Source organism: Arthrobacter sp. Ld5 (genome assembly GCF_051172775.1).
Classification (GTDB): domain Bacteria; phylum Actinomycetota; class Actinomycetes; order Actinomycetales; family Micrococcaceae; genus Arthrobacter_D.
Window position 1 is genome coordinate 1 of record NZ_JBPKBO010000007.1, and the last position, 3,189, is coordinate 3,189.

At 66.5% G+C, this 3,189-nt stretch carries 1 protein-coding gene and 1 rRNA gene; one reads left to right on the forward strand and one right to left on the reverse strand.

Annotation, left to right across the window (positions count from 1 at the left end):
• A 5S ribosomal RNA gene (rrf, locus tag ACSGDB_RS04135) occupies positions 1-102 on the forward strand; the annotation flags it as partial.
• A 227-nt stretch (positions 103-329) separates the two neighbouring features.
• On the opposite strand, the gene ACSGDB_RS04140 is transcribed toward rrf, so the two are convergent.
• Entirely contained in the window at positions 330-1,613 is a 1,284-nt protein-coding gene (locus ACSGDB_RS04140; protein ID WP_434993091.1) for a class I SAM-dependent methyltransferase, read from the reverse strand.
• Positions 1,614-3,189 lie beyond the last annotated feature (1,576 nt).

The following is a 3,189-nucleotide window of genomic DNA, read 5'->3' on the forward strand; positions in this document are numbered from 1 at the left end:
GTGGGGGAAACGCCCGGTCCCATTCCGAACCCGGAAGCTAAGACCCACAGCGCCGATGGTACTGCACCCGAGAGAGTGTGGGAGAGTAGGACACCGCCGGACAACCATTCAACGGAAAGACCCCACCACGGTGGGGTCTTTCCCGTTAACCACCACCCCACCACCGGCCAAACACCCGTGCGGGGACCGCGACGCCGGCCCCACCGAGGCGTCCACCCCAGTCGGCCGCCCCAGCTCGCCGGGCCGGGGCTGAGCATGCGGCCGGCAGTCCGCTCCGGCCCGTACCGCTGGAACAGGGCCCAGGCCATCGGCACGAGGTCTCGGCCCGTCTACATCCACTCTCGTCGCCGCAAGGGCGGCTCGGAGCCTCCGGGGCGCTGCACCAGTACCTGATTCACGCCGTTGAGGCCCCGTTCGAAGCCGAGTGCGCTCGACGCCATGTACAGCCGCCACACGCGGGCCCGGCCGTCGCTTGTACGACGGACCGCCTCGTCCCAGTTCTTCTCGAGGTTGTCCACCCAGGCCCGGAGCGTCAGTCCGTAGTGCCGGCGCAGCGCTTCGACGTCGAGCACTTCCAGTCCCGCTGATTCGAGGGCCTCGATCATGACGTTGAGGCTGAGCATCTCGCCGTCAGGGAAGACGTAGCGGGGGATGAAGGAGTCCGGATCCGGGGGCATCTCGCCCGCGTTCCACGAGATCGCATGGTTGAGGAGGCGCCCTCCCGGGCTCAGCAGGCTGTTCAGGTGGGACGCATAGTTGCGGATCTCGGCCCTGCCGACGTGTTCGGCCATGCCGATCGAGCTGATGGCGTCGAAGGGGCCGTCGTGAACATCGCGGTAGTCCTGAACCCTGATCTGGACATGCTCCGAGAGACCGGCGTCGGAGACGCGCTGTCGCGCGAGTTCGGCCTGCTCTTTCGAGAGGGTGACGCCGACGACGTCGACCCCGTAGTTGCCTGCCGCGTGCAGCGCGAAACTGCCCCACCCGCAGCCCACATCCAGGACTCGCATACCGGGACGAAGACCGAGCTTGCGACACACGAGGTCGAGCTTCGCCTCCTGAGCCGCATCGAGACCGGTGCCCGGGTCCTCCCAGACAGCACAGGAGTAGACCATCGACGGCCCGAGGACGAGCGCATAGAACTCGTTGCCGACGTCGTAATGGTGCGAGATCGCCGCAGCATCACGCTCCTTGGAGTGTTTCCGCCCCACGCGGGCAACGTTCATCTCCTCGGGCGGGGGCTTGGGCGGAAATCCCAGTGCTCCGACCCGAACGGCGGTCCGGACCAGTTTTATCCGCTCACCGATCGTCGGAGGACGAAAAGCCTTGAGCTCCGCGAATTTCCCCACGGAACTGAGTGCCGCGAAGCTTTCGAAGAGATCGCCGGCCGCATCGATATCACCGGCCACGTACGCACGACTCAACCCGAGCTGATTCGGCGACCAGAGCATTCGCCGTAGTCCTCGTCGGGAACGGAATTCGATGACCGGGGCATCAGGGGGCCCTGCTTCTGATCCGTCCCATGCCCGGAGCCTCAGTGGAATTTCTTCGGTGCCCAGGACGATTCCCAAAGCTTCGGCCAATTGCGGTGCCACTCCCGTTTTCCTGCCCATGCACCTTGTCTACTACGACTAGTCGATGCGGACCAGACTTCGCCCGGTGCCATGCGTACTTCGAGGCTGCTTCTGCCTGCGTGGCGTTAACCCGATTCGTCAGGGCGGGGCCCACGGACCGACACGGTCCTCGCGGGCTCTCCGGCGGCCGGACGACGGCGCCCTCCCGGGGTGCCGCTTTCTGCGTTCGGCCAAGGGCGGGTCCCGCCGCTCGTGGCGGTTCAGGGGTCTTCTGGAGACGTTCGAACCAGGTGGGGCGGCGGGACAGAGCATCGATCGGACGGCATGCGCAGGGGGCCGGTCCGGGCTCCGCGGTGAGCGGCAGCAAGCCGGCCAGGAAGGACCGGAACATCTGGCTGGTTCACCCCTCCTGAGGACCGCGACAGCACCCGGCGAGTTCTGAGTCCCGGAACGGGGGCACGCCGGTAGCGATAGTACGCCGGACCGCGTTCATAACGGCCTCCTGGTCGAGCTCGCGGGGGATCGGCCGCGGGGCCGGCACACATGGTGCGAGATCCAGGAAGGGCACCACGGGAGCATCGACAGCGGACAGCCACGGTGCAGCCCGCCTCGTACGTGCCGGGCAGGGTCAGGGGATTCGACGGACGGGCCCTGATGGTCGCCTGGCGCCGTAGATAGGGAGTGCGGTCGGGGCATCCCAGCGGGATCTTCCAGAAGCCCCGGCACGTCGCCCTCCCCGCCATCGAGCGATTCGGCGGTACCTGCGCCGAACGAGGGCTCGAGTTCGAGCCTGGATTCGTATGTGTTGTGAGGTGTGCCTCGGGATGGGGGTCTCGTGTATGAGGGGCAGCGGCGGATGAGCGTTCGTGCGAGCCCGGACCTGTGCGCGCTGTCAGGTGAGCCTCGGGGTTGGGGGCCTTGTGCAGAAGGGGCGGCTACGGCGGCCCTTCGTGTGAGCCCGGACCTGTGCGCGCTGTGAGGTGAGTCTCGGGGTGGGGGTCCCATGCAGAGGGGGTGGTGGCGGAGTTTCGTGCGAACCCGGACCTGTGCGCGCTGTCAGGTGAGCCTCGGGGTTGGAAGCCTTGCAGAGGGGGTGGCGGCAGCGGAGTGAGCGTTCGAGTGCCCGGACCTGTGCGCGCTGTGACGTGAGCCTCGGGCCGGAGACCCGGAGCAGGAGGGGCGGCTGCGGTGGCGCTTCGTGCGAGCCGGGACCTGGTGGCTCAGGCCCAGGCTGCCACGTCCCCGACTCTGTCTCGGGCTTCCACACCGCGGGGGCCGACAGAAGCTGCGTTCGGACTGCGGTAGCCGGCCTGCTCCGCGCTCCGGGACCAACGCCGTGGCCCATCCGACACTCGTGCTGGTTTGCTCGGGGGGCGTGGGGGGTGTAGTGTTTTCTGAGTTGCCCCGGTGAGGGTGACCATCCCCTTCAAATTCTTGTGGTTGGTTCGTGCGCTGTTTTTTTGGTGGCGAATTCGGCTGTTATTTGTGGTGGGTTTGTTCTTTGTCGTATTTCTTTTGTTCGTGGTGTAGGCCACGGCGGGGGGATTTGACAGGGGAAAAGAAAGTGAAATAAGCTGTGAACACAACGGCGAGGGAAAGCGAAGCCGAGTGGCGC